Below are 20,208 nucleotides of genomic sequence, written 5' to 3'. Positions count from 1 at the left end.
GTCGAGCGCTCGCCTGCGCGGTCCGGGGATCTCGGTCGGGGTGAGCGCGCCGGCGGTGTCGCGGTGCATGCACGCGATCGTCTGCCGTCCGCGGGCGACGAGCCGGGCCGGGCCGGCGCCGGCGTGGATCAGGTGGACGTATGCACCTCCCGTCCTCTCCGTCAGGGCCCGCAGCCGCCGGCTGTTGCTCAGGGTGATCGTGTCCAGCAGGGTGCAGCTCGTGGCGGCGCCGTCGAAGGGGTGAGGGTGGGGTGGCAAGTCGCTGACGTCCACATCACCGGTGAGTGCTCGGTCATAACCTTCGCCAAAGGCGGCGACCCCTTCCCGAAGATTCGTTTCGACCGGGCGTGATGGTGACACGAAGCCTGTCAGCCGATTTTCGGGCAGGCGAAATATCCGGGTGAGCGCCATGGCCGTTCCCGTCTTGATCTGGGTGACCTTCAGGAGAAACTAAGCATTTTCCCGGCAAAGGGTCAAGGTTTCTCCGGCTCTGTGACCAGAGTCAACGCTGAATTCGGCACCCCTCGGAGAAGGTTTATTGATTATTTGATTACTGAGGTCACCGGCCGTCCGACCGCTGAAGTGGCGCATTGTGGCTCGTATATAAGTGCCTTTACGCGGATAATCGGCACTACCGGTGCCGGGCCGCCGGTCCGGTCGCGCCACCCGCCTGCTGCGCGTCGCCTGAATCCGCTGGAGCATCCAGGAGCGGGAGGAGCTGATCCCGCTCACCGTCAACGAGATCCGCCGCCTCCACGCTCGTCTGCATCCCGGCGAGCATTATCTGCGTTGGTCGCGTTGGCGACGATGGCACCAAGCTCGCGTCCGCCGCCGCCACTACCAACGGCAGCACGGACTCATCAATCACCGAGAAGCTCCATAACCGATCGTTCAAGGTTGCTGAGCTGGGTCGCGTTCTCTGGGCGATCGCGTCAGCTCAAATAGCGGGTCACGATCGTGATGATTTCCTCGTCGAGTGCGGCCGCGTCGAGGTTGGGTATATGTCCGACGAAACGGTGGACGAGCGACTCGATCGTGGCCACCGGCAGCCACTGGGACAGCGACAGCGGACGTGGCTCAGCCAGTACGGCCTGTACCGTTTCGGCCGTCTGCTCCAGACGCGCCCGCGCGAGCACGACCAGGATCGCGTCCTTGTTCGGGAAGTCTGATAGAGCGATCCGATGGACAGCCCGGCCTCCTCGGCTATCCGGTCGGTGGTCCCGGAGGCGTAGCCATGGCGGGCGAAAGCGCGAGCAGCCGCCCCGCCGCCCCCCCGGCCGGCCCTCCCCGACCCGCAGGGCGGCCCCGCCTCCGACCTGTCGGCGACTCCGGAGCGTCGCAGCGCCCGTGTGGGTTGCGGCGCCGTTGGAATGGTTTGCGCCCTTCGCCGGGACGGTAACTCTTACGGAGAGTAGTCGCTTCACTACCTGTCGGCGCACCGGGCGCGACCCGTGCGCGCCGACGCCGAGGCGATGCCGGGCCGACAAGGGGCCGACAAGGGGGCGAAGGCCATGAGCGCAGTCAAGCCGGAAACCGGGCTGGACGAGGTGCACATCCTGTGGACGTCCGAAGGCATGAGCTGTGACGGGGACACCGTGTCCGTCACGGCCGCCACGCTGCCGAGCATCGAGGAGGTCCTCCTCGGGCTCGTGCCCGGGCTGCCGAAGGTGCACCTGCACAACAAGGTCCTGGCCACCGAGGTGGGCAGCGAGTTCATGGCCGCCTTCCACCAGGCGGCCGAGGGCCGGCTCGGGCCGTACATCTTCGTGATGGAGGGGTCCATCCCCAACGAGAACATCAACGGCGACGGCTTCTGGACGTCGATGGGCAACGACCCGGTGACCGGCCAGCCCATCACCGTCAACCAGTGGATCGACCGGCTCGCGCCGGGGGCGTGGGCCGTCGTCGCGGCGGGCACCTGCGCCACCTACGGCGGCATCCACGCCATGGCCGGCAACCCGACCGGCTGCATGGGGCTGGCCGACTACCTCGGACCGGACTTCCGCTCCGCCGGCGGCCTGCCCATCGTCAACGTGCCCGGCTGTCCCGTCCAGCCCGACAACTTCATGGAGACGCTGACGTGGCTGCTCTACCAGGCGGCCGGGCTGGCCCCGATGATCCCGCTCGACAAGCAGCTCCGGCCCACCTGGCTGTTCGGCAAGACCGTGCACGAGGGGTGCGACCGGGCCGGCTACTACGAACAGGGCGACTTCGCCCATGACTACAACTCGCCGAAGTGCCAGGTCAAGATCGGCTGCTGGGGGCCGGTCGTCAACTGCAACGTCACCAAGCGCGGCTGGATGGACGGCATCGGCGGCTGTCCCAACGTCGGCGGCATCTGCATCGGCTGCACGATGCCCGGCTTCCCCGACAAGTTCATGCCGTTCATGGACCAGCCGCCCGGCGGGACCCTGTCGGCGGGCATGACGTCCGTCTACGGCGGCCTCGTCCGGCGCCTGCGCGCCATCACCAACAAGACGGTCAACACCGAGCCGAAGTGGCGCCACCGGGGCGCGAAACTCACCAGCGGATACGACCCCCGCTGGCGGGCCTAGAAGGGGGATCGCCGACGTGACCATCCGATCACCACAGGAGCAGGACACGCGCCAGCTCGTGGAGATGTCCTGGGACCCGATCACCAGGATCATCGGCAACCTGGGCATCTACACCAAGATCGACTTCAAGAACAACGAGGTCGTGGAGTGCAAGAGCACCTCGTCGCTGTTCCGCGGCTACAGCGTGTTCATGAAGGGCAAGGACCCGCGCGACTCCCACTTCATCACCAGCCGCATCTGCGGCATCTGCGGCGACAACCACGCCGTCTGCTCGATCTACGCGCAGAACATGGCCTACGGGGTCAAGACCCCGCCGCTGGGGGAGTGGATCGTGAACCTCGGCGAGGCCGCCGAGTACATGTTCGACCACACCCTCTTCCAGGACAACCTGGTCTTCGTCGACTACTGCGAGCAGATGGTCAAGGAGACCAACCCCGGCCTGCTGCGGCGGGCCGAGACGACCGAGGCGCCACGCGGCGACATCCACGGCTACCGGACCATCGCCGACATCATGCGGGCCTTCAACCCGTTCACCGGCGACGTCTACCGTGAGGCCCTGCAGGTCAGCCGGCTCACCCGGGAGATGTGCTGCCTGATGGAGGGCCGGCACGTGCACCCGTCCACCCTCTACCCGGGCGGCGTCGGCACCGTGGCCACCCCGCAGGTGTTCACCGACTACCTGGTCCGCCTGCTGCGCACCGTCGACTTCATCAAGCGCGCGGTGCCGATGAACGACGACGTGTTCGACTTCTTCTACGAGGCGCTGCCCGGCTACGAGGAGGTCGGCCGGCGTCGCGTCATGCTGGGGTGCTGGGGCGCGTTCCAGGACCCGGACGTGGTCGACTACGACTACCGCACCATGAACGAGTGGGGCAGGCGGATGTTCGTCACGCCGGGCATCGTGCTCGACGGCGAGCTGCGCACCACCAACCTCGTGGACATCAACCTGGGCATCCGGATCCTGCTGGGCAGCTCCTACTACGACGACTGGCAGGGCGAGGAGACCTTCGTCACCCACGACCCGCTCGGCAACCCGGTCGACCAGCGCCATCCGTGGAATCAGACGACGCTGCCCAAGCCGCAGCGACGCGACCTGGACGGCGGCAACTACAGCTGGGTCATGAGCCCACGCTGGTACGACGAGCGCACCGCCGACTACCTCGCCCTCGACACCGGCGGCGGGCCGCTGGCGCGGCTCTGGGCCACGGCGCTGGCCGGGCTCGTCGACACCGGCACCGTCCGCGCCACCGGGCACAGCGTGCAGATCAACCTGCCCAAGAGCGCGGCCTTCCCGGACATACAGTTCGAGTGGCAGATTCCGAAATGGGCCAACACGATCGAGCGCAACCGGGCGCGCATGTACTTCGTCGCCTACGCGGCCGCGATGGCCTTCTACTTCGTCGAGCAGGCGCTGGGCGAGGTCCGGGCCGGGCGCACCAAGGTCTTCACCGACTTCGAGGTCCCGGACGAGGCGATCGGCGCCGGCTTCCACGAGGCGGTCCGGGGCGTCCTGTCGCACCACCTGGTGATCCGCGAGGGCAAGATCGCCAACTACCACCCGTACCCGCCGACCCCGTGGAACGCGAGCCCGCGCGACAGCTACGGCACGCCGGGGCCGTACGAAGACGCCGTGCAGGGCCTGCCCATCTTCGAGGAGAACGGCCCCGAGACGTTCAAGGGCATCGACATCATGCGCACCGTGCGCAGCTTCGACCCGTGCCTGCCGTGCGGCGTCCACATGTACCTCGGTGGCGGCAGGGTGCTCAAGCAGGTGCACTCGCCCACCCTCGGCACGAGCGTCTCGGGGTAGGGCCGCCATGGACGACCGTGATGTGACCGAACGGGTGCGCAGGGTCGAGGCCCTGCTCGACGGCGCCGCCGACGGCCACGCCGTGGAGCTGGCCGAGGCGCTGCTCGACCTGTACGGGGAGGTGCTGTCGAGGATCATGGCCACGGTCCGCGCGGCCCCGGGCGACGACGGGCTGCCCGAACGGATTGCCTCCGACGAGCTGGTCGCGCACCTGCTGCTGCTGCACGACCTGCACCCGCTGGACGCGCCCACCCGGATCGCCCGGGCCCTGCCCGGCCTGCGCGGGCGGCTCGGCGGCGCGAGCGCGGAGGTCGTGGCGGTCGAGGGCGACCTCGCCCGGCTGCGGTTGCGGCCGCGCCGGGGAGGCTGCGGCTCCTCCGCGGCGGCGCTGCCCGCGATCCTGGAGGAGGCGGTACGGCGTGCCGCGCCGGAGATCGAACGGGTCGAGATCGACGTCGAGGAGAGCGCACCGCCGCCCGTCGTGATCCCGGTCGAGAGCCTGCGCCGGGCACCCGCGCGCGACCGGCCCGGGGCCCCGGCGTGAGGCCGGCCTGCGACGACGGCGCTTCGGGCGGCGCGACGGGCGCCCCTCGGGGCAGCGCCGCGGGTGGCGCGGGACCGGCCCCGGCCGGCGGCGGAATCGCCGGCCGCACGCTGCGCCGGTTCATCGTCCGGCAGACGACGCCAGCACACGCGACGCCAGCACACGCGACGCCTGGACACGCGACGCCCGCACATGCGACGCCTGCACATGCGACGCCCGGACACGCGACGGTCCCGGCCTCTTCGGGGTCGGCCGCCTCGGGATCGGGATCGGTGTCGTCGGGCGCCGGCGCTCCGGGTGCCGGCGAAGAGCTGTGCGAGCTGTGCGCCGCGCCCGCGGGGACGGCCCACCGGCACCTGCTCGACCTGGCCGACCGCGAGCTGCGCTGTGCCTGCCGCGCCTGCGCCGTGCTGTTCGACCACGCCGCCGCGGGCGGCGAGCGCTATCGCCTGGTGCCGGACGACCGGCGGCTGCTGCGGGACTTCGTCCTCGACGACACCACCTGGGCGGACCTGAACATCCCCGTCCAGATGGCGTTCGCGCTGCGCGACTCGGCGGCGGGACGGACGGCGCTGTTCTACCCCAGCCCGGCGGGCGCCGTCGAGTCGCCGCTGGAGGAGGCGACCTGGCAGCGCCTGGAGGAGGCCAACCCGGTCCTGCGGGGGCTCGCCCCCGACGTCGAAGCCCTGCTGGTGAACCGGACGGGCGCCGCCCGGGAACACTGGCTCGTGCCCGTCGACGACTGCTACACCCTGGTCGGCCTGCTCCGGACCCACTGGAAGGGCCTCGCGGGCGGGCCGGACGTCTGGAACGAGATCACCGACTTCTTCACCGAGCTGCGCCGCAGGTCCAGGACCGCGACCTCGGCCGACCACCCGCTTCGCACCTGAGGGGATGCCACGATGACCAAGAAGGACGGCGACCACATCAAGACGGGCAGACGGGACGTCCGCCCGGACACCCCCTCGCACGTCAGAGGCATCAACGAGGGCAACGCGTGCGGCAACTACGACAAGCAGGTCGGCCACCTGCCCGACGCCCGGTCGACCGCCGCGCGTTCCACCGGCATCAACGCCGCCGACCGCGACCCGATCGACCCCGACATGCCCAACCTCTCGCCGGCCTGATCCTGTGGACGACGTGACGACGGCCGGCGCCCCGGCCCTGCGGATGGCGGTCGAGGGGGTGCGGGCGGCGGAGTTCGCGGCCGTGCCGATGCTGGAGTTCGCGCTCAGGATCACCAATCCGGACGGTCCCGAGGTGCGTTCGGTCACCCTCGACACCCAGATCCGCATCTCGGCCGCCCGCCGCGCCTACGACGAGCCGAGCCGGCAGCGGCTCGCCGAGCTGTTCGGCGGGCCCGAGGCGTGGAGCCGGAACCTGCGCAGCCTGCTGTGGGCGCAGACGGTCACGCAGGTTCCCGCCTTCGGCGCGGAGACCGTGGCGACCATCCGGGTGCCGTGCACCTACGACTTCGAGGTGGCGGTGGCCAAGTACTTCCACGGCCTCACCGGCGGCGACGTGCCGCTGGAGTTCCTCTTCGGCGGCACCACGTGGTACCTGGCCGACGGCCGGCTGCGGGCCACCCGCATCCCGTGGGACACCGAGGCGGACTTCCGCATGCCGGTGGCGGTGTGGAAGGACGTGATGGACCGCCACTTCCCGGGCGGTGCGTGGCTGCGGCTGGGCCGCGACACCTTCGACCGGCTCCACGCCTACCGGATCCGCCACGTCCTGCCCGGCTGGGACGACGTGGTCGGCCGACTGCTGAAGGAGGGCGGCGGCTGATGGACGAGCTGCGCCGGATCGCGCGGGCCGTGCTGTACGAGGGCTACCTGCTGTGGCCGTACCGCCAGTCGGCGCTGAAGAACCAGCACCGCTGGACGATCGGCGGCGTGCACCCCGAGCCCTACGGCAGGGCGCACGACGGAAACCCGTGGCTCACGCAGACCCAGTGCCTCATCGAGGCGGGCCCGGCCGACACGGTGGACGTGCGCGTGCGCTTCCTGCACCTCGTCGCGAGCGAGGTCGCCCGCTGCACGGCCGACGGGCTCGACCCGGTGCCCGAGCTGACGGTGGGGGAGCGGCGCTTCCGGCCGCGCGAGGAGGCCGTGGAACAGGAGGTGGCCGCGTGCGGGCTTCGCCTCGGCGCGCTGCTCGGCGAGGCGCACCGCACCCCGATCGGCGTGCCCGCCGGGCGGGAGACCGAGTGGCTGACCGACGAGGCGGGGCGGCGGGCGGGCGCGGTGCTGCGCTCGCGGCAGGCGCTGCGCGGTCACGTCGACGCACACGCCGAGGAACTGGAGCCGGGCGTCCTGCGGCTCACGGTGCGGGTGGTCAACACCACCCCCTGGCACGGTGACGCCCGCGCCGAGGCGATGCGGCACACCTTCGTCGCCGCCCACAGCGTGCTGCACACGACGGGCGGGCGGTTCGTGTCGCTCATGGACCCGCCGGAGGAACTGCGCGCCGCCGCGGCCGGCTGTCGCAACGTGGGCACCTGGCCGGTGCTGGCCGGCCCCGAAGGCGAGGGGCACACGATGCTGTCGGCGCCGATCATCCTGTACGACCACCCGCGCGTCGCGCCGGAGAGCCCCGGCGACCTCTTCGACGCGACCGAGATCGACCAGCTCCTCACGCTGAGCGTGCTGGCGCTGAGCGACGAGGAGAAGCGCGAGATCCGCGACGGCGACCCGCGCGGGCGGGAGATCCTCGAACGGTGCCAGGCGCTCACACCCGAGCAGCTCATGCGCCTGCACGGCATCGTCCGCACCGACCCGGCGATCCGCACCGACCCGGCGGTCCGTGCAGAACCGGTCCGTGCAGAGCCGGGGACCTGCCCGGAGCCGACGACATGAAGGAGAAGGACCCTTCCGTGGAACGACCCGGCCCCGAGACGTGGGCCTCCTGGACACCCCTCGGCCCCGCACCCGGCAGCGCTCACGCACGCCCGCCAGGTCCGGGGGAGGCGGACTTCTGGACGCGGATGGAGCGGCGCGGCCCGGAGGAGGTGGTCGTCGCCGGCGTGCCGGTGCGCGCGGGCAGCCGGGTCCGGCTGCGGCCGGCCGCCGGCCGGGCCGACATGCTGGACCTCCTCCTCGACGGCCGGACCGCCGTCGTCGAGTCGATCGAGCAGGACGACGGGGGCGCCTTCCACCTGGCGGTCATCGTGGACGACGACCCGGGTCGCGACCTGGGCGAGGCCCGCATGCCCGGACACCGGTTCTTCTACACGGCGGAGGAGGTCGAGCCGCTGGACCCGGACACCGGGCCGGGCCGCGTCCGGATCCTCGTCGCGGGGCTCGGCAACATCTTCCTCGGCGACGACGGCTTCGGCGTCGAGGTGGTCCGCCGCCTGGCCGGAACGGAGCTGCCCGCCGGCGTGGACGTGACCGACTTCGGCATCCGCGGCATGGACCTGGTCTACGCCCTGCAGCGCGACTACGACCTGGCCATCCTCGTCGACGCCGCCCCCCGGGGGGAGCCGCCGGGCACGCTGACCGTGCTGGAGGCCGACACGCCGGACAGCGCCGCGAGCCTCGGCGCGGCCACCGTCGAGACCCACGGGATGGACCCGGTCAGGGTCCTGCGGCTGGCAGGCGAACTCGGCCGGGTCCCCGGCCGGGTGATCGTGGTGTGCTGCGAGCCGGCCACGGTGCTGACGGGAGGCGCGGACGAGGACGTGCTCGTCGAACTGAGCGAACCCGTGCGCGCGGCGGCCGGCCAAGCCGCCCGCCTGGTGATGGACATGATTGCGGAAAGTGCCGGGCCCGGCTCCCGGCCCCGGAGCACGGAATGAGGTGACATGGCATGAGGAAGTCGCACGTGGCAGGGCTGATCGTGACCTGTGGGCTGGTCGCGATCATCGTCCACCAATGGCCGGAGATCCACCGGTACATGAAGATGAAACGGATGTAGCGCCCCATGCATGAGATCGGAATGTGCGAAGGTCTGGTCGAGCTGATCGGGCAACGCGCCGCCGGCAGGCGGATCACGGCCGCGCGGGTGCGCGTCGGCACCCGCCATGCCGTCGTCGGCGAGGCCTTCGACCAGGCGTTCGCACTCGCCGCGGCGGGCACCCTGGCGCAGGACGCCTCGGTCGAGCTCGTCGTCACACCCCTGACGGTCACCTGCCACTCCTGCGGCGCGCGGAGCGAGTCCCTGGACGTGCTCGCCGTCTGCCAGCGGTGCGGCAGCGCGGACGTGGCCGTCTCCGGCGGCGACGAGCTGGTCCTGGAGTCGATCGACTTCGGGGAGGAGCGGGCCGATGTGCCTGGGAATCCCCGGTGAGCTGGTCGCGGCCGACGAGGACAACCCCGACCTGGCGGTCGTGGACGTCGGCGGCGTGCGCCGCAGGATCAACGTGGCCCTCCTGACCGAGGAGGACCTGGGGGTCGGCGACTGGGTGCTCGTCCACGTGGGATTCGCCCTGTCGAAGATCTCGGAGTCGGAGGCGCAGGCCGTGCTCGACTACCTGGAAGGGCTCGGCACGGCCTACGACGACGAGCTCGACGCGCTCAGGGAATCGGACATCACATGAGGGGGACCCGTGCGGTTCGTCGATGAGTACCGCGACGGCGGCAAGGCGCGGACGCTGGCCGCCGGCATCGCCGCCCGGTGCGAGCCGGGGCGCCGCTACACGTTCATGGAGGTGTGCGGGGGGCACACCCACACGATCTACAAGCACGGGCTGGAGGACCACCTTCCCCGGGAGGTGACCCTCGTCCACGGCCCCGGATGCCCCGTGTGCGTGATCCCGATGGGTCGGGTGGACGACGCCGTCCACATCGCCTCCCAGCCGGACGTGATCATGACGTCGTTCGGCGACATGATGCGCGTGCCCGGCGGGCGGGGGTCGTTCCTCGAGGCCAAGGCCGCCGGCGCCGACATCCGCATGGTGTACTCACCGCTCGACGCGTTGAAGATCGCCAAGGCGAACCCCGACCGGCGGGTGGTGTTCATGGCCATCGGCTTCGAGACCACCGCCCCCTCGACCGCGATGACCGTGCTGCGGGCAGCCGCCGAAGGTGTCGGGAACTTCTCCGTCTTCTGCAACCACGTCCTCATCATCCCGGCGATCAAGGCCATCCTGGATTCGCCCGACCAGCGGCTGGACGGCTTCATCGGCCCCGGCCACGTCTCGGCCGTGATCGGCTGCCGGCCGTACGAGTTCATCGCCCGCGACTACGGCAAGCCGCTCGTGGTCGCCGGCTTCGAGCCGCTCGACGTCCTCCAGTCGGTCCACATGCTCCTCGGCCAGCTCGCCGAGGGCCGCGCCGAGGTGGACAACCAGTACGCCCGGGTGGTGCCGTGGGACGGCAACCGCACGGCCATGAACGCCATCGGCACGGTCATGCGGCTGCGGCCGCACTTCGAGTGGCGCGGCCTCGGCTTCATCTCCCAGTCGGCGCTCGGCCTGGCCGAGGCGTACGCGGAGTTCGACGCCGAGCGGATCTTCGACCTGCCGGGGGTCCGGGTCGCCGACCCCAAGGCCTGCCAGTGCGGCGAGGTGCTCAAGGGCGTACTCAAGCCGTGGGAGTGCAAGGTGTTCGGCACGGCCTGCACACCGGAGACGCCGATCGGGACCTGCATGGTCTCCTCCGAGGGCGCCTGCGCCGCGTACTACAACTTCGGCCGATTCGACCGCGAACGGGTGAAGGAGGCGACCCGGTCATGACGTCCGAACCCGCAGCCGACCGGGCGGAATGGGGCGCTCCCGGCAGCCCGCACCGCACCCGCGAGGAGCAGGTCCTCGACCGCATCGACCGGGTCAGGCGGCGCAAGGCCGTCGTCAAGGAGGAACGCATCACGCTCGCGCACGGCTCGGGCGGCCGGGCCACGCAGACGCTGATCCAGGCGGTGTTCCTGGAGGAGTTCGGCAACCCGCTGCTCGCCCCGCTGGAGGACGGCGCGACGCTGCGGCTCGGCGACGCGCGGACGGCGTTCACCACCGACTCGTTCGTGGTCTCCCCGCTGTTCTTCCCCGGCGGGGACATCGGCGACCTGGCCGTCAACGGGACCGTCAACGACCTGGCGATGTGCGGGGCCCGGCCCGGCTACCTGGCCGCCGGGTTCATCCTCGAAGAGGGGTTCCTCGTCGCCGACCTGCGGCGGATCGTCGCCTCGATGGCGGCGGCCGCGGCGGCGGCGGGCGTGTCGATCGTCACCGGCGACACCAAGGTGGTCCAGCGCGGCAAGGCGGACGGCTGCTACATCACCACCACCGGCGTCGGCGTCGTGGAGCGCCCCGTGGAGCTGTCCGCCTCCGGGGCGCGGCCCGGGGACGCGGTCATCGTGTCGGGCCCGATGGGCGACCACGGGGCCGCGATCATGGTGGCGCGCGGCGAGTTCGACCTGGAGTCGCCCATCGTGTCCGACACCGCGCCCCTGCACGGCATCGTGTCCGCCCTGCTGGACGCGCTGCCCGGACATGTCAGGACGCTGCGCGACGCCACGCGGGGCGGGGTGGCCACCATACTCAACGAGGTGGCCGCGGCCTCCCGGGTCGCCGTGGTGGTCGAGGAGAAGGCCCTGCCGGTGCGGCCCGAGGTGACGGGCGTGTGCGAGCTGCTGGGCATCGACCCGCTGTACGTCGCCTGCGAGGGCCGGTTTGTCGCGGTCGTCGACGGGGCGCACGCCGGTCGCGCTCTGGAGGCGCTGCGCCGGCACCCGCTGGGCGCCGGCGCGGCGATCGTCGGCACGATACGGGACGACCCGCCGGGGCTCGTGCTGCTGCGCACGGCGTTCGGCGGCACCCGTATCGTCGACGTGCTCGTCGGCGACCCGCTCCCGCGCATCTGCTGACCGCACACCACTCCGGCCGGGACCCGCGCTCCGGCCCGGAGCCGCGTCCGCCGCGGTGCGGGGGGATCAGCGGCGGGCGGCCGCGACGACCGCCTGGCCGAGGCTGATCCCGCCGTCGTTGCACGGGACGCGCCGGTGCGTCAGCACCCGGAACCCGTCGCCGCGCAACCGGTCGGCCACGCCGCCGAGCAGCACCGTGTTGCCGAACACCCCACCGGACAGGGCCACCGTGTCCAGCGCCGTGGCCCCGGCGACCAGACGGACCGCCGCCGCCACCGCGCCGGCCAGCCCGTGGTGGAACCGCGCCGCCACCACACCCGCCGGCACGTCCCGCCGCAGATCCTCGGCCACGCCCCGCACGAGGTCGGTGCTGCGGATCAGCACCGGCGACGGGCCGGTCACGGTGACCGGGTAGCCGTCCCCGACACCCGGGTCCACCCGCTGCTCCAGCCCCATCGCGGCCTGTCCCTCGTATGTCACGGTGTCACGGACGCCGAGGAGCGCGGCCACCGCGTCGAACAGCCGCCCGGCGCTCGACGTGACGGGCGCGGAGGGGCCGCCGGCGGCGGCGAGCGCGGACACGGCCGGCCAGGCGGCGGCGTTGCGGCGGGCCACGCCGAGCCCCTCGGCGGGCACCGACGCGGCGTGCAGGAAGGCCGCCGCCATCCGCCACGGCTGGCGGATCGCCGTGACGCCGCCCGGCATCCGCACCTGCTCCAGGTGCCCGGCCCGGTCGAAGCCCGCCAGGTCGGCCACCAGCAGCTCGCCGCCCCAGATCGTGCCGTCGGCGCCGTAGCCCGTCCCGTCGAACGCGACGCCGATGACCGGCCCGGCCTCCCCGTTGTCGGCCAGGCAGGAGGCGATGTGGGCATGGTGGTGCTGGACGCCGACCAGGTCCACGCCGTCGAGCGTGAGGGCGTACTTCGTGGACAGGTACTCCGGGTGCAGGTCGTGCGCGACGACCTCGGGCTCGATGCCGAGCAGCCGCCGGTAGCGGCCGATCTCCGTGGTGAACGCGCGCAGCGTCCGGTAGCTCTCCAGGTCGCCGAGGTGCTGAGAGACGACCGCGTGTCGTCCCCTGGCCAGGCAGAACGTGCTCTTGAGCTCCGCCCCGCAGGCCAGCACCGGACGGGGGAAGGGCCAGGGCGGCGCGAACGGCTCGGGCGCGTACCCGCGGGCCCGCCGGACGGGCAGCGCCGTGCCGCGGAACAGCCGGACGACGGAGTCGTCGGCGGGCGCCCGGATCGCCCGATCGTGGGACAGGAACGCGTCGGCCATCGCGCCCAGCCGCCGCCGGGCGTCGGCGTCGTCGTGCGCGATCGGCTCGTCTGACACGTTGCCGCTGGTCAGCACGTACGGCCGGCCGAGCCGGCGAGCGAGCAGGTGGTGCAGCGGCGTGTACGGCAACAGCACGCCCAGCTCGCCGCTGTCCGGCGCCACCGACGGCGCCACCGGCGCACCGGCGCGGCGGGGCAGCAGCACGATGGGCCCCCGCGGCCCGGTCAGCAGGCGGGCCGCGTCCTCGCCGGCCACGCACAGCTCACGGACGGCGGCCAGGTCGGCGGCCAGCACGGCGAACGCCTTGTCCGGCCGCCCCTTGCGGGCCCGCAGCCTCGCGACGGCCGCCTCGTCGGCCGCGTCGACGGCCAGGTGGTAGCCGCCGAGGCCCTTGACGGCCAGCACGGCTCCGCCCGCGAGCAACGCCGCCGCCTCCGTGACGGGATCACCGGCCATCCGCGCGCCGTCGGGCGCGGTCAGCGCGAGGGACGGGCCGCAGCCGGGGCAGCAGATCGGCTGGGCGTGGAAGCGCCGGTCGCGAGGGTCGCGGTACTCCCTCTCGCACGCGGCGCACATGGCGAACCCGGCCATCGTCGTCACGGCCCTGTCGTACGGCACGGCCGTGACGATCGTGAACCGGGGCCCGCAGTTCGTGCAGTTGACGAACGGGTACAGGTAACGGCGGTCGGCCGGGTCGAACAGCTCCGCCAGGCAGTCCGCGCAGGTCGCGACGTCGGCGGGGACGACGGCCCGCGTCGCCGCACCGGCCACGCTGGGCACGATCTCGAACCCGTGCGCTCCGGTCGGCGGCACCGGGGTCACGCTGACCCGTTCGACGACGGCCAGCGCGGGCGCCCGGTGGCGGACCTCCTCGACCAGCGCGCCGACCGCGGCCGCCGGGCCCTCCGCCTCGATGAACACCCCGCCGGAATCGTTGCCGACCAGCCCGGTCAGCCCGTACCGGGCGGCCAGCGCGTGCACGAACGGCCGGAAGCCGACACCCTGGACGATCCCCTCGACCCGGATCCTCGACCGGACCGGCCCCGTCATGCCCTGTCCGATCCCGCCCTGTCCGATCCCGCCCTGTCCGATCCCGCCCTGTCCGAGCCAGTCCCGGCCAGTTCGTGCTGCACCAGCTCCCACAGCACGTGGCGGAGCGTGGTCTGCGCCTCCTGGATGCGGTGCACCGACGACGACGGGACGACGAACAGGTGGTCGGCGAGCGCCTCCCCGGCCATCCGGCCGCCGCCCGAGCCGGCGAAGCCGACGGTCACCATGCCCGCGCGCCTGGCCGCCTGCAGCCCCTGCAGGACGTTGGCCGAGCCGCCGCTGGTCGACAGGGCCACGGCGATGTCGCCGCGGCGGCCGAGGGCGGCCAACTGGCGGGCGAAGACCACGTCGAAGTGCACGTCGTTGGCGAGGGCGGTCAGCAGCGCGGAGTCCCCGGTCAGCGAGATCGCCGGAAGCTGGCGCCCGCCCCGGCCGGGCGTCAGGAAGAGCTGGGCCACGGACTGCGCGTCGGTGCTGCTGCCGCCGTTGCCGAACGCCAGCAGCGTGCCGCCGGCCCGGAACGCGGCCGCCATCGCGCCGGCGCAGGCGACCAGCGACGGGCCGAACCGTTCGAGCACCTGGAGACGCAGATCGAGGCTCTCCGCGGCCTTCGCCGCGGTGGAGCGGACCAGCTCCTCGCGAGTCGTGTCGCGGCCGGGTGCCGCGAACGGGTAGCCGGCGCTCACGAGGCGTCACCGCCGAGCACCGCGATGGCCTCCCCGGCGTGCACCAGGACGGTGTCGCCGACCCGGGCCTCGACCAGTGCCACGCTGATCTCCTCGGTGCCGCCGCCCGTGTCGACCACGGCCAGGCCGCCCGGCCGCAACTCGGTGACGTGCACCGGGACCGCCGTGTCCGCGCAGGTGACGCACGTGGCATCGGCGTCACAACCGTACGGCGCCGGACGCGCCGGACCCGGATCGGCGCGGAGCCCGCGCTCGCCGCGGAGATCGGGCTCGTCCAGGAGGCCGGGATCGTCGAGGAAGACGTGGACCAGCTCCCACAGCAGGTGGTAGGTCGTCATGTGCGCCTCCCCGGCGATCCGGGGATCCGCGCACCGCGCGTCCAGCACGTGGTCCACGAGCGTCCCGTCCACGAGCGTCCGGTCCACCAGCGCTCCGTCCACCAGCGCTCCGTCCACCAGTGCCACGGTCAGCATGCCGAGCTGCCGGGCCGCCGCGAACGCGCCCAGCACGTCGCCGCACCGGTCGTCGACGGCGAAGCCCACCGCGACGTCCTCCGGCCGGCCGAGCATCCGCACCTGCGTGCTGAACACCGCGCCGTACCCCCGGGACACCGCGATGCCGCTCACCAGAGAGGCGTCGTTGGCCAGCGAGATCGCCGGCAGGGCCCGCTTGCCCACGATCACGGGATGGGTGAACTCGACCGCCAGGTGCCCGGCGTCGGTCGCGGCCGCGCCGGCTCCGAAGGCGAGCAGCCTGCCCCCGCGACGGAAGCGCGCCGCCATGTCGATCGCCGCGCGGACGACCAGCCCGGCGTCCTCGACGAGCGCCCGGCCGGGCCCGGCGCGGCGCGCGGCCGCCTCCTTGAGAAGGGACGTCGTCCGCGCCCGAACCCCTGCCATCGCGCCCCCCGGTGCCGGCTGCCTTCGCTGCCATGCTCCACCGGAGGCGTCGCGGGACCCGGATCTCATCAGGCGGCGTTTGGTCAATGTTGGGACAGGTTTTCCACCCCGGCGACGGTGCCGCCGGGATGGGCGTTCACCGTCATCCCGGCCGGTACCCGGCTCTATGCTGCTAGATATGCACGATCAGGCAGGAGCAGGGGAGCCCGACGACTTCCAGCGGCTGTGGACCCCGCATCGCATGGCCTACATCAAGGGCGAGGGCAAGCCGACCGGCACCGGCCCCGACGACGGCTGCCCGTTCGACGCCATCCCCAAGATGAGCGACGAGGACGGCCTGATCGTCGCCCGGGGCGAGCACGTGTACGCGGTGCTCAACCTCTACCCCTACAACTCCGGCCACCTCATGGTCGTGCCCTACCGCCACGTCTCCGGCTACGACGAGCTCGACCGGGCCGAGCTGACGGAGCTGGGGGAGTTCACCCAGCGCTCGCTGCGGGCGCTGCGCAAGGCGAGCGGCGCGCAGGGCTTCAACGTCGGCATGAACCTCGGCCAGGTGGCCGGCGCCGGCATCGCCGCCCACCTGCACCAGCACGTGGTGCCCCGGTGGGGCGGCGACACCAACTTCATGCCGGTGGTGGCGCGGACGAAGGTGCTGCCGCAGCTCCTGCGCGACACCCGCGCGCTGCTCGCCGACGCCTGGGACTGACCGCCGCCCACCCGGCCCGGCGCCGCCGGGCCGCTAGCCGACCTTGACCGTGGCCGGCTTGCTCTCGTGGTGCAGCCGGTCGAGGGCGGTCACCAGGTAGGTGCCCGGCGAGGCGGCGCCGAACGACGGGCTGGAGACCACCGCCACCAGATCGCGGGCGTCGGTGGTGTGGCAGTCCTCGCCCGACTTCGGCAGCCGGTAGACCGCGTACGACCGGGCGCCCGGCGTGGCGTTCCAGGTCAGCTTCGGGCCGGCGGACTTGACCCCGGCGGGAGCGGGCGGGGCGGAGCCGCCCCGCTCCTTCATCAGCGGCAGCAGCGCCGGGCGGGAGTAGTGCTCCTTGACGATGCGGTCCATCGCGCCCAGCGGGTTGGCCAGCAGGTTCTTGGCGCTGAAGTAGACGTCGCCGTCGACCTGCTTGAACTTGCGGTTGAGTGTCAGGTGCGCGGGCAGCTCGCCCGGCTTGGTCCACGCCTTGTCGTCGGTGGCGCCGACCCGGTAGAGGGCCTGCCCGATGTAGAGGTGGACGTCGCCGCCCTTGACCTCGCCGGCCCACCACGGCACCAGCGCGCTGTAGTCGGCGGCCCGGAACCCGCGGGGCCAGTAGAGCTGCGGCATCACGTAGTCGACCGTGCCGGCCTTGACCCAGGCCCGCGCGTCGGCGTGGATCGCGTCGTAGGCCGACATGCCCGAGGTGGCCGAGCCGGTCGGGTCCTGGGCCTTGTTGCGCCAGATGCCGAACGGGCTGACGCCGAACTTGACGTGCCCCTTGGCCGCGTGGACGGCCTTGTCGACCTGGGCGATCAGGGTGTTGACGTTGGACCGCCGCCAGGCCGGCAGGCTCTTGCCCTTGCCGTGCTTGGCGAAGGCGGCCCGGTCGTCGAACGTGCGGCCGGGCTCGGGGTAGGGGTAGAAGTAGTCGTCGAAGTGGATGCCGTCGACGTCGTAGCGCTGCACCACGTCGGTGACGACCTTGGTGACGTGCTCGCGCACCTGCGGCAGGCCCGGGTTGTAGTAGATCCGGTCGCCGTAGCGGACGATCCAGCCGGGGTTGCGCCGCGCCGGGTGCGAGGCGGGCAGCCGCGACAGGTCGGCGTCGTGGGCGGCGCGGTAGGGGTTGAACCAGGCGTGGAACTCCAGCCCCCGCTTGTGCGCCTCGGCGACGAGGAACGGCAGCGGGTCCCAGCCAGGGTCCTTGCCCGGCGTGCCGGTCAGGTACTCCGACCACGGCTCCAGCGACGACTTGTACAGCGCGTCGGAAGCCGGGCGCACCTGCACGAAGACGGCGTTGAGCCGGCGCTTGACGGCCGCGTCGAGGATCTTGACGTACTCGGCCTTCTGCCGGTCGACGGCCAGGCCGGTGCGCGAGGGCCAGTCGATGTTCTTGACCGTGGCGATCCAGACGCCGCGCAACTGCCGCTTGGGGTGGCGCGCGTCGGCGACGCACTGCGCGGCGGCGACCGCGGGCGTGGCCCGCTTCTTGGTCGTGGATCCCGAGGCCGACGTCTCAGCGCCTCCGGGGCCGAACAGGAAGGCGGCGCCGGTGGTCAGGACGGCCAAGGTGGCGGCGGCGATCAGAGGGCGTCCGGTTCGCATAATGTCCCCAGTGTGACACCGCACTTGACGTGCTCTGACCAGAAGAACGAAATCGGTTCGTGATGCTTGCGTGAAGGTTGCGCCGGGCGTGCCGGGCGGGTGCCGGCACGCCCGAGGGGTCTACTCGGTGGTCGCCATCTTGCCCGCCAGGTGCGCCGGCAGCGGCTCGTAGCGCAGGAAGGTGCGCTGGAAGGTGCCGGTGCCGTGCGACATGGACCGCAGGTCGATCGCGTACCTCGTGATCTCCAGCTGGGGGACCTCGGCCTTGACCAGCGTGCGGCCGGTGCCCACCGGCTCGGTGCCGAGCACCCGCCCGCGCCGCGACGACAGGTCGGACATCACCGAGCCCACGTAGTCGTCGGCCACCAGCACCGACAGCTCGTCCACCGGCTCCAGCAGCAGCGTCGGGACCTTGCCGGCGGCCTCCTTGAGCGCGAGCTGGCCGGCGATCTGGAAGGCCATGTCGGAGGAGTCGACCGAGTGGGCCTTGCCGTCGTACAGCGTCACCCGGACGTCGACCATGGGGTAGCCGGCGGCCACGCCGCGCTCCATCTGGGCCCGCACGCCCTTCTCGACGGACGGGATGAACTGGCGGGGCACCACCCCGCCGACGATCCGGTCGACGAACTCGAACCCGCCGCCGGACGGCAGCGGCTCGACCTCCAGGTGGCAGATGGCGTACTGGCCGTGCCCGCCGGTCTGTTTGACGTTGCGGCCCATCGCCTGGCATCGGCCGCCGAACGTCTCGCGCAGCGGCACCCGCAGCTCGACCCGCTCCACCTCGACGCCGTGGCGCTTGGCGAGCCGGTCGAGCAGCACGTCGGTGTGGGCCTCGCCCATGCACCACAGCACGAGCTGGCGGGTCTCGGCGTTGTTCTCCAGGCGCAGCGTCGGGTCCTCGGCCACCAGCCGGGCCAGTGCCTGCGACAGCTTGTCCTCGTCGGCCTTGGATTTGGCCCGGATCGCCACGGGCAGCAGCGGGTCGGGCATCGTCCAGGACGTCATCAGCAGCGGCCGGTCCACCTCCGACAGCGTGTCGCCCGTCTCGGCCCGCGACAGCTTGGCCACCGCCAGGATGTCGCCGGCCACGCCCTTGGCGATGGGCCGCTGCTGCTTGCCCAGCGGGCAGGTGAGGGTGCCGATGCGCTCGTCGACGTCGTGGTCCTCGTGGCCGCGGTCGGCCAGGCCGTGCCCGGAGACGTGCACGGTCATGTCGGGGCGCAACGTCCCGGAGAAGACGCGGACCAGGCTGATGCGGCCCACGTACGGGTCGCTGGTGGTCTTGACGACCTCGGCCACCAAGGGGCCGTCGGGGTCGCAGGTGATGCCGTCGACCGGCGTGCCGTCGACAGTGGTGATCTCGGGCATGGGGTGTTCGAGCGGGGCCGGGAAGCCCTGCGTGATCAGCTCCAGCAGCTCGATCATCCCGATGCCGTGGCCGGCGCCCGCGCCCGTGCACAGCACCGGGTAGAAGCTGCCGCGGGCCACGGCCTTCTCCAGGTCGTCGATGAGCACCTTGGTGTCGATCGGGTCGCCCTGGAGGTAGCGGTCCATGAGCGACTCGTCCTCGCTCTCCTGGATGATCCCCTCGATGAGGGCGCCGCGGTACTCCTCGATCCGCGCCTCGTACTCGGCTCCCGGCTCCTTCTCCGTACGGGTGCCGGTGGCGTAGTTGAAGAACTTCTGCGACAGCAGCCCGATGAGGCCGTTGACGTTGCCGTTGGTGACCACCGGCAGGTAGAGGGGGGCCACGCCGTCGCCGAAGGCGTCCTGGCAGGAGGTGAGCACCTCGTCGAAGTCTGCGCGCTGGTGGTCGATCTTGGTGATGACGACGGCGCGGGGCATGCCGACCTGGGCGCACTCCTCCCACAGCATCTGGGTGAGCCCGTCGACGCCGTCCACGGCGGACACGACGAACAGGGCGGCGTCCGCCGCGCGCAGCCCGGCGCGCAGGTCGCCCACGAAGTCGGCGTAACCGGGGGTGTCGAGGAGGTTGATCTTGATGCTGTTGTGCGTCAGCGGGGCCAGCGAGAGGTTGACCGACCGCTGCTGGCGTACCTCGACCTCGTCGAAGTCGCTGACCGTGTTGCCGTCCTCCACCCGTCCCGGCCGCTGGACGGTGCCGGTCGCGGCGAGCAGGTGCTCGACGAGGGTGGTCTTGCCCGCTCCCGAATGGCCGACCAGCACGACATTGCGTATCGCGTCCGCACTGCCGGCCGCGGGCGCCCTGCCCGCGGCTCCCGTGGCCCCGCCGAGGTTCTTATCCGCCACAACGCC

General features: G+C 72.2%; 20 protein-coding genes and 1 pseudogene. 14 read left to right on the top strand and 7 right to left on the bottom strand.

The features are described 5' to 3' along the window. Nucleotides 1-932 precede the first annotated feature (932 nt). Together FHU36_RS44835 and FHU36_RS46915 are read right to left on the bottom strand one after the other, a co-directional pair. Nucleotides 933-1,136, bottom strand: coding sequence for a hypothetical protein (locus FHU36_RS44835; RefSeq protein ID WP_185086356.1), 204 nt, complete (start codon nt 1,134-1,136; stop codon nt 933-935). A gap of 74 nt (nt 1,137-1,210) precedes the next feature. Beyond that, nucleotides 1,211-1,342 (bottom strand): annotated as a pseudogene (locus tag FHU36_RS46915) (hypothetical protein); the annotation flags it as partial. Nucleotides 1,343-1,511: 169 nt separating this feature from the next. Between FHU36_RS46915 and FHU36_RS25365 the strand changes: the two are divergent. The 13 genes from FHU36_RS25365 (at nt 1,512) to hypE (ending at nt 11,713) form a co-directional block, all read left to right on the top strand. Then, complete coding sequence (locus tag FHU36_RS25365) at nt 1,512-2,555, top strand: NADH-quinone oxidoreductase subunit B family protein (RefSeq protein ID WP_185086355.1); 1,044 nt, start codon at nt 1,512-1,514, stop codon at nt 2,553-2,555. Nucleotides 2,556-2,571: 16 nt separating this feature from the next. Further along, a complete protein-coding gene (locus FHU36_RS25360; protein WP_312891807.1) occupies nt 2,572-4,365 on the top strand; it encodes a nickel-dependent hydrogenase large subunit in 1,794 nt (597 codons plus the stop codon). A 7-nt stretch (nt 4,366-4,372) separates the two neighbouring features. Then, on the top strand, nt 4,373-4,909 hold the full coding sequence (locus tag FHU36_RS25355; protein ID WP_185086354.1) for a NifU-related iron-sulfur-binding protein: 537 nt from the start codon (nt 4,373-4,375) through the stop codon (nt 4,907-4,909). A gap of 272 nt (nt 4,910-5,181) precedes the next feature. After that, a complete protein-coding gene (locus FHU36_RS25350) occupies nt 5,182-5,799 on the top strand; it encodes a DUF5947 family protein (protein WP_185086353.1) in 618 nt (205 codons plus the stop codon). 12 nt (nt 5,800-5,811) lie between these two features. After that, the gene (locus FHU36_RS25345) at nt 5,812-6,036 is read left to right on the top strand and encodes a hypothetical protein (RefSeq protein WP_185086352.1); all 225 of its coding nucleotides are present in this window, start codon (nt 5,812-5,814) and stop codon (nt 6,034-6,036) included. A 4-nt stretch (nt 6,037-6,040) separates the two neighbouring features. After that, the gene (locus FHU36_RS25340; protein WP_221496567.1) at nt 6,041-6,697 is read left to right on the top strand and encodes a DUF6084 family protein; all 657 of its coding nucleotides are present in this window, start codon (nt 6,041-6,043) and stop codon (nt 6,695-6,697) included. Then, entirely contained in the window at nt 6,697-7,767 is a 1,071-nt protein-coding gene (locus FHU36_RS25335; RefSeq protein WP_185086351.1) for a hypothetical protein, read from the top strand. Before FHU36_RS25340 ends, FHU36_RS25335 begins: the two co-directional genes overlap by 1 nt. A 17-nt stretch (nt 7,768-7,784) precedes the next feature. Next, on the top strand, nt 7,785-8,708 hold the full coding sequence (locus tag FHU36_RS46515) for a hydrogenase maturation protease (RefSeq protein ID WP_312891806.1): 924 nt from the start codon (nt 7,785-7,787) through the stop codon (nt 8,706-8,708). Between the two features lie 11 nt (nt 8,709-8,719). Further along, on the top strand, nt 8,720-8,827 hold the full coding sequence (locus tag FHU36_RS46910; protein WP_376774154.1) for a DUF6893 family small protein: 108 nt from the start codon (nt 8,720-8,722) through the stop codon (nt 8,825-8,827). A 6-nt stretch (nt 8,828-8,833) separates the two neighbouring features. Next, nucleotides 8,834-9,199: a hydrogenase maturation nickel metallochaperone HypA/HybF gene (locus FHU36_RS25325; RefSeq protein ID WP_185086350.1), complete on the top strand. Its 366-nt coding sequence runs from the start codon at nt 8,834-8,836 to the stop codon at nt 9,197-9,199. Then, nucleotides 9,177-9,449: a HypC/HybG/HupF family hydrogenase formation chaperone gene (locus FHU36_RS25320; RefSeq protein ID WP_185086349.1), complete on the top strand. Its 273-nt coding sequence runs from the start codon at nt 9,177-9,179 to the stop codon at nt 9,447-9,449. The genes FHU36_RS25325 and FHU36_RS25320 overlap by 23 nt, the downstream gene beginning before the upstream one ends. A gap of 9 nt (nt 9,450-9,458) precedes the next feature. Further along, nucleotides 9,459-10,586 (top strand): hydrogenase formation protein HypD, encoded by a 1,128-nt coding sequence (gene hypD / locus FHU36_RS25315; protein ID WP_185086348.1) that lies wholly within the window; start codon nt 9,459-9,461, stop codon nt 10,584-10,586. Further along, nucleotides 10,583-11,713 (top strand): hydrogenase expression/formation protein HypE, encoded by a 1,131-nt coding sequence (gene hypE / locus FHU36_RS25310; protein ID WP_185086347.1) that lies wholly within the window; start codon nt 10,583-10,585, stop codon nt 11,711-11,713. Before hypD ends, hypE begins: the two co-directional genes overlap by 4 nt. 66 nt (nt 11,714-11,779) lie before the next feature. Here hypE and hypF read toward each other — a convergent pair whose 3' ends face one another. Genes hypF through FHU36_RS25295 form a run of 3 tightly spaced genes read right to left on the bottom strand, consistent with a single transcriptional unit; the run spans nt 11,780 to nt 15,626 of the window. Further along, complete coding sequence (gene hypF / locus FHU36_RS25305; protein WP_185086346.1) at nt 11,780-14,041, bottom strand: carbamoyltransferase HypF; 2,262 nt, start codon at nt 14,039-14,041, stop codon at nt 11,780-11,782. After that, nucleotides 14,038-14,727 carry a D-sedoheptulose-7-phosphate isomerase gene (locus FHU36_RS25300; RefSeq protein WP_185086345.1) on the bottom strand — a complete coding sequence of 230 codons (690 nt, stop codon included), beginning with the start codon at nt 14,725-14,727 and terminating at the stop codon, nt 14,038-14,040. Before FHU36_RS25300 ends, hypF begins: the two co-directional genes overlap by 4 nt. Beyond that, nucleotides 14,724-15,626 carry a HypC/HybG/HupF family hydrogenase formation chaperone gene (locus tag FHU36_RS25295; protein ID WP_185086344.1) on the bottom strand — a complete coding sequence of 301 codons (903 nt, stop codon included), beginning with the start codon at nt 15,624-15,626 and terminating at the stop codon, nt 14,724-14,726. Before FHU36_RS25295 ends, FHU36_RS25300 begins: the two co-directional genes overlap by 4 nt. Before the next feature lie 178 nt (nt 15,627-15,804). On the opposite strand from FHU36_RS25295, the gene FHU36_RS25290 reads away from it, so the two are divergent. Continuing rightward, nucleotides 15,805-16,335 (top strand): HIT family protein, encoded by a 531-nt coding sequence (locus tag FHU36_RS25290; protein WP_312891805.1) that lies wholly within the window; start codon nt 15,805-15,807, stop codon nt 16,333-16,335. A 33-nt stretch (nt 16,336-16,368) separates the two neighbouring features. On the opposite strand, the gene FHU36_RS25285 is transcribed toward FHU36_RS25290, so the two are convergent. Beyond that, nucleotides 16,369-17,931, bottom strand: coding sequence for a glycoside hydrolase family 10-like protein (locus tag FHU36_RS25285; protein WP_185086342.1), 1,563 nt, complete (start codon nt 17,929-17,931; stop codon nt 16,369-16,371). 120 nt (nt 17,932-18,051) lie between these two features. Next, nucleotides 18,052-20,202: an elongation factor G-like protein EF-G2 gene (locus tag FHU36_RS25280; RefSeq protein WP_185086341.1), complete on the bottom strand. Its 2,151-nt coding sequence runs from the start codon at nt 20,200-20,202 to the stop codon at nt 18,052-18,054. Nucleotides 20,203-20,208: the final 6 nt, after the last annotated feature.

The organism is Nonomuraea muscovyensis (assembly GCF_014207745.1).
Taxonomy (GTDB): domain Bacteria; phylum Actinomycetota; class Actinomycetes; order Streptosporangiales; family Streptosporangiaceae; genus Nonomuraea; species Nonomuraea muscovyensis.
This window is presented reverse-complemented; position numbering and strand designations above follow the sequence as displayed.

Coding starts and splice junctions, on each gene's coding strand:
- FHU36_RS25345 (WP_185086352.1), top strand. CDS start 5,812: ATGACCAAGAAGGACGGCGACCACATCAAGACGGGCAGACGGGACGTC.
- hypE (WP_185086347.1), top strand. CDS start 10,583: ATGACGTCCGAACCCGCAGCCGACCGGGCGGAATGGGGCGCTCCCGGC.
- FHU36_RS25295 (WP_185086344.1), bottom strand. CDS start 15,626: ATGGCAGGGGTTCGGGCGCGGACGACGTCCCTTCTCAAGGAGGCGGCC.
- FHU36_RS25285 (WP_185086342.1), bottom strand. CDS start 17,931: ATGCGAACCGGACGCCCTCTGATCGCCGCCGCCACCTTGGCCGTCCTG.
- FHU36_RS25365 (WP_185086355.1), top strand. CDS start 1,512: ATGAGCGCAGTCAAGCCGGAAACCGGGCTGGACGAGGTGCACATCCTG.
- FHU36_RS25320 (WP_185086349.1), top strand. CDS start 9,177: ATGTGCCTGGGAATCCCCGGTGAGCTGGTCGCGGCCGACGAGGACAAC.
- FHU36_RS46910 (WP_376774154.1), top strand. CDS start 8,720: ATGAGGAAGTCGCACGTGGCAGGGCTGATCGTGACCTGTGGGCTGGTC.
- FHU36_RS25335 (WP_185086351.1), top strand. CDS start 6,697: ATGGACGAGCTGCGCCGGATCGCGCGGGCCGTGCTGTACGAGGGCTAC.
- FHU36_RS25325 (WP_185086350.1), top strand. CDS start 8,834: ATGCATGAGATCGGAATGTGCGAAGGTCTGGTCGAGCTGATCGGGCAA.
- FHU36_RS25355 (WP_185086354.1), top strand. CDS start 4,373: ATGGACGACCGTGATGTGACCGAACGGGTGCGCAGGGTCGAGGCCCTG.
- hypF (WP_185086346.1), bottom strand. CDS start 14,041: ATGACGGGGCCGGTCCGGTCGAGGATCCGGGTCGAGGGGATCGTCCAG.
- FHU36_RS25290 (WP_312891805.1), top strand. CDS start 15,805: ATGCACGATCAGGCAGGAGCAGGGGAGCCCGACGACTTCCAGCGGCTG.